This window comes from Paenibacillus sp. Soil522, from assembly GCF_001428245.1.
Taxonomy (GTDB): domain Bacteria; phylum Bacillota; class Bacilli; order Paenibacillales; family Paenibacillaceae; genus Pristimantibacillus.
In genome coordinates this window covers 1-4,974 of record NZ_LMRV01000107.1, presented here as the reverse complement: position 1 = coordinate 4,974, position 4,974 = coordinate 1, and the positions used below count along the sequence as shown (strand labels likewise).

The window sequence follows — 4,974 nt, the reverse complement described above, 5'->3', positions numbered from 1 at the left end:
GACAACTTGATTGCTGGGAACCTGTATGAATCCTTGGGGTTTCAAAGGGCTAGTGAAGAAATAATTGACGGTGAAATCATACGTTTTCTACAACTTAATTAAAGAATCCCCTTAGTAAATAAATATGGCTGTCAGTAAATTACTGGAAGCGGTGGTTCAACTAACGGGTACGATAGTTCCAAAACCCATACCGAGAGGCTGTCGCGAAAAGACCGGTAGTTACGCTCCCATGGAAGAACGCAATTACTTCCATAATCTGTGGTGTCGCGTGAGCGGCATGGATGGCTAACGGGCAGGATTGCTTAAACTGTTAGCGAATACTTCAAACAAATTAATTAGGAGTGATAAYATCGTGAGTTTAATGCGAATAAAAATTCCAAACGGTTATGCAATAATTAATAATAAATTTCATGATGTTGATCCAATTCAAGCCGAAGAAAAAGATGACTTGTTAAGCAACTGGGAATACTTCACGGAAGATATTATGCATATTCAAAAACTCGAAAATGTAAATGGAAGATATGTCATTCCAGAAAGTAATGCACGTATAATTGATTTAGGATGGTACCCAGATAGTAGTATAAATGGGGAGTACAGGTTAGTACTTGTAGATGAGGAYTGGAATGAATTAAAAACAAAGCAATCTAAAGACAGATTTGAAATTAGAGATACTATTGAAATTTGGTTGCGAGAACTTAATAATAATCAACCTGATGATGGATTTTAAGCATCCGTTCGATTATGGTCTCCTGGGGTTTTCGGGGCAGTAAAGTTGTTCAACTAACGGGTACGATAGTTCCAAAACCCACACCAAGAGGCTACCGCGAAAACGACCGGCAGCCTCGTTAAGAACTGGCAGGATAGTGAAGTAACGGTGGTAGCTGTAAATTTTTTTTGGTACTTATGAAAACACTCGCCTGCCATCCATACATTAATTTCATTTATATCTGATATCACGAATATTAATTTTATCTATATTAATACTCCCATTATAATTAGCTGTAGTTAAGCTCTAACGGGCTGATTAACGCAATCAATGTCAATAATATTTTCTCTGACGGGAGAGCTGGTGCATGGGAAATAGTACTGATTTTTTCAACATGAATATATCAGAATTAAACGAACATAATGTGTCTCTTAAAGAAAGATATGCTGAGTATAAGAATCAGACAATGAACTTGGATATGTCAAGAGGAAAACCGTGTCCGGAACAGCTTGAACTTTCCAAAGGCATTCTTGATATCGTCACATCCAGTGACAGCTTAAAGGCGTTTGACGGATTGGATTGTCTTAATTATGGCGGTGTTGATGGGATACCCGAGGCTAAAGAGCTTTTTTCACAAATACTTGGAGTTAGTTCAAAAGAGATCATAATCGGAGGAAACTCAAGTCTTACTCTGATGCATGATACTCTAAGCAGAGCGATACTTCACGGTGTTTATGGCAGCGAGCTGCCATGGGGAAAACATTCGACTGTTAAATTTTTATGCCCAAGTCCAGGTTACGACAGACATTTTGCTATATGTGAACTATTAAATATTAAGATGATCACAGTGGATATGCTTAATGATGGACCGGATATGGATACAGTTGAAAAACTTATTAGTCAAGATGATACGATTAAAGGAATATGGTGCGTTCCAAAATACAACAATCCTGATGGAATCACTTATTCGGATCGGACTGTTGATCGACTTGCCAATATGAACACGAAGGCAAGAGATTTTAGAATTTTCTGGGATGATGCTTATACTGTACATCATTTATCTAAAAAACCCGATGATTTGAAAAATATCCTGAGTGCATGTAAAGAGGCTGGAAATCCCGACCGTGTTTTTATCTTTTGTTCTACTTCCAAGGTTACTTTTCCAGGAGCCGGTGTTGCTGCCGTGGCAGCAAGCGTAGAAAACTTAAATTATATCAGGAAACAGATTGCTGTCCAGACAATTGGTCCCGATAAGATCAACCAACTAAGGCATGTCCGGTTTCTGAAAGATATCGATAATTTAAGAAGACACATGGGAAAACATGCAGTAATTATTAAACCGAAATTTGAGATGGTACTAAATAAACTAGAGTCAGAGCTGGGCGGAAAGAATATTGCAACATGGAATAAACCAAACGGAGGATATTTCATTAGTCTGAATACATTGGACGGTTGTGCCAAGATAGTTGTAAAAATGGCTTCTGAAGCCGGTGTTACATTGACAGCGGCCGGAGCAACTTTTCCTTACGGGAAAGACCCGCGTGACCGTAATATACGCATAGCTCCTACTTTTCCATCTTTGAAAGAACTCGAGAAATCAATCGAGGTATTGTGTATTTGTATCCAATTAGCAAGTGTCAATAAAATTCTAACAGAAAAATAGTTGCTTCAACACATATATTGCGCTAACGGGTACGTTAGGTTCAGTGCGCCACGAGGCGCTGTAAATAGATGCTTCTATTATGAAGCGAAGGGTTACCTCATACCCTGTCAGGCTAGGATGGCATGCGTCGGATTCGAGCAAATCCGGGGTGTGAAGCCCATCTAACAATGTATCTGTGAGGAAAATATCTTTCCAAGAAGCAGGGCTAGCCTCAATGACCTGCCATGGTTAACGAAAGCAAAGTCATGTACGAAGCGCGATCACGTTAAACACTCGAAAACGAATGGATGATACGAGTGGGTGGAATGAGCGACATGCCCTTGAGCTTGGCATATCGACCCGAGTAACAGGAATCAAGGGAGTTGAACGAAACGTTAGTTGAACTTCGCTCTATCAGCGTGATTACGAAGAGTAAAGGGACCGGTTTTTTCCTATAATTGCTTAGCATGCGATTATTCCGTTTCATGAGGTGACCCCTGTAAGAATGTTAATTCGTAGCAACACGCAGCACTCCACATGTGTCGAATAGGGCAATACCTCCAAAAAGAAGGAAGTGTTAAACAATGAATTTAGAAATGGTTATGCAGGAACTTGAAGCTCACGGCAAGGAACGAACCAAGAAAATGTACAGATCCAATGGTGCGCACGAACCGTTTTTTGGCGTGGCTACAGGTGATATGAAGCCCATCGCAAAGAAAATCAAAAAAAATCAACCTTTGGCTGAGCAGCTTTACACCACAGGGAACTACGATGCAATGTACTTTGCCGGCATAATTGCAGACCCAAAAGCAATGACTGAAGCGGATTTTGAGCGTTGGATGGATGCGGCTTATTTTTATATGCTGTCCGATTATGTGGTTGCAGTAACCTTGGCAGAAACAGATATTGCACAAGAAGTTGCCGATAAATGGATCGCAAGCGACGAAGAACTGAGAATGTCAGCGGGCTGGAGTTGTTACTGCTGGCTTTTGGGTAATCGCCCGGACGGTGAATTTTCCGAAAGCAAAATTGCCAATATGCTTGAAATTGTGGGAAATACGATTCACGATTCTCCCGAAAGAACTAAATACGCTATGAATAATTTTATTTACACAGTGGGGGTATCATATTTGCCGCTCCATGATAAGGCGGTCGAGACCGCAAAGGCAGTAGGCCCAGTAGAAGTCAAACAGGACAAGACAAAAAGCAGTTTCCTACGCGCTTCCGAAAATATTCAAAAGGCAGTAGATAAAGGGCAACTTGGTTTCAAACGCAAACATGTAAGGTGTTAAACTATTGCTTATTCATTTGAACAGGTCCCTGATGCACTGATTCAACCGTATTCGGCCATGAGAGTAGGAAGTCGTTGGAAGTATACTCAATGCTAGCTATAACCGATGAGCAGAACGAATACAATGAGGTTATCACTAAATTACCAGTTTAACCCATATGTTTGCACTTGGTGACAGCGACGCTGGTACAGCCAGCGAGAGAAACGTAGATATTCAACCACTTAAACAATGGTGACCACGCTGGGTTTAGTGGTAATGTTTTAATGGTTTGTTAGTATTTCAATAAGTGATTACGCTAACGGGAGTTGAACACCGAAAGGGCTGTCGCGTGGTAGCCCTTCGTTACGAGCAGAATAACGCAACAATGAGTCCTAAATATCCTTAATCACTAAACCTATTTTATGGTGAGAAAGGCCATCCTACAAAGAATGGCCTTTCACAAACTTGTCGGCTATTCACTACCTCGATTTCTTCCTGTGCTTGCTAATCCATTTATTCAATGCAGTTCCGCCTCCACCGACAGCGTGCTGCTGTTTGGTTCCTGCACTTTCAATTGCAGAGTTAGTCCCGCTCGTACTGTATCTTCCGCCTCCGCTTGCCACCTGGGTAGCCGAGGCGTTAGCAGCATTTCTGGGAAGCTTGACGATCTGATCATTAAGGACAATGACAATTTCTTTGCCGCAACGACGCGTTCCGGGCCGGGTATTGCCATGATAAAGTCCGCCATTGGCGCCCTTCAACCATTTGTTCTTGGCTGTTCCTCCTGCCCCGACGCTCTGTTGCTGCTGCGTATTCGGGGATTTAATAGCGGCGTTGTTGCCAGCAGCGCAGCTGCGGCCTGCACCGCTTGCAATTTGCGTCGTGTTGGGGGCGTTGGTAAATTGATGGTTTACGACGAACACCAGCTTGTCAATTCCAGTGATCGGCGTTCTTGCGATCATGCGTTTATTACCTTTTTCTATAATAATTGTGAGTCGGTCTGATTTCATAACCACATGCATCCTCCCCATCGGGTTTTCTTAAGTATATGTCCACATCAAGAATCCGTAAGGGATATCTGTCGGGTAGTTAAAAAAGATGTGATGCCTATTGAGGAAAAGAAGGGAACAAACGCAGGGCACCCAAATTTGTGTTCTAATATTTTGCCTTTGCAATGATACATTGAACCGTACACAAGTCATTCAACTCCCTCGGTACGATTGCTCAACATCAAAAACCCAGTCTAACACTTTATTTGGTCATACCCCTGTCAAGTAGACAGATGAAAAAAGCTAAGCTGCCAGCGCGTGCCGATACTCAATCGGCGCGCGCTGTTTGAGTTTGGCTTGAAATCG

At 42.0% G+C, this 4,974-nt stretch carries 4 protein-coding genes; 3 read left to right on the top strand and 1 reads right to left on the bottom strand.

Annotated features, from left to right (window positions below; translation table 11 throughout):
* Positions 1-361: 361 nt before the first annotated feature.
* The 3 genes from ASG81_RS28285 (at position 362) to ASG81_RS28275 (ending at position 3,640) form a co-directional block, all read left to right on the top strand.
* Entirely contained in the window at positions 362-727 is a 366-nt protein-coding gene (locus ASG81_RS28285; protein WP_056642733.1) for a hypothetical protein, read from the top strand.
* Between the two features lie 346 nt (positions 728-1,073).
* A complete protein-coding gene (locus ASG81_RS28280) occupies positions 1,074-2,369 on the top strand; it encodes an aminotransferase class I/II-fold pyridoxal phosphate-dependent enzyme (RefSeq protein WP_056642729.1) in 1,296 nt (431 codons plus the stop codon).
* 563 nt (positions 2,370-2,932) lie between these two features.
* Positions 2,933-3,640 carry a DNA alkylation repair protein gene (locus ASG81_RS28275; protein ID WP_056642726.1) on the top strand — a complete coding sequence of 236 codons (708 nt, stop codon included), beginning with the start codon at positions 2,933-2,935 and terminating at the stop codon, positions 3,638-3,640.
* 458 nt (positions 3,641-4,098) lie between these two features.
* Here ASG81_RS28275 and ASG81_RS28270 read toward each other — a convergent pair whose 3' ends face one another.
* Positions 4,099-4,629 carry a hypothetical protein gene (locus tag ASG81_RS28270; RefSeq protein ID WP_056642723.1) on the bottom strand — a complete coding sequence of 177 codons (531 nt, stop codon included), beginning with the start codon at positions 4,627-4,629 and terminating at the stop codon, positions 4,099-4,101.
* Positions 4,630-4,974 lie beyond the last annotated feature (345 nt).

What these genes read in the sequence shown, in the direction of transcription:
- ASG81_RS28275 (WP_056642726.1), top strand. Translation starts at nt 2,933, where the DNA reads ATGAATTTAGAAATGGTTATGCAGGAACTTGAAGCTCACGGCAAGGAA.
- ASG81_RS28270 (WP_056642723.1), bottom strand. Translation starts at nt 4,629, where the DNA reads ATGAAATCAGACCGACTCACAATTATTATAGAAAAAGGTAATAAACGC.
- ASG81_RS28280 (WP_056642729.1), top strand. Translation starts at nt 1,074, where the DNA reads ATGGGAAATAGTACTGATTTTTTCAACATGAATATATCAGAATTAAAC.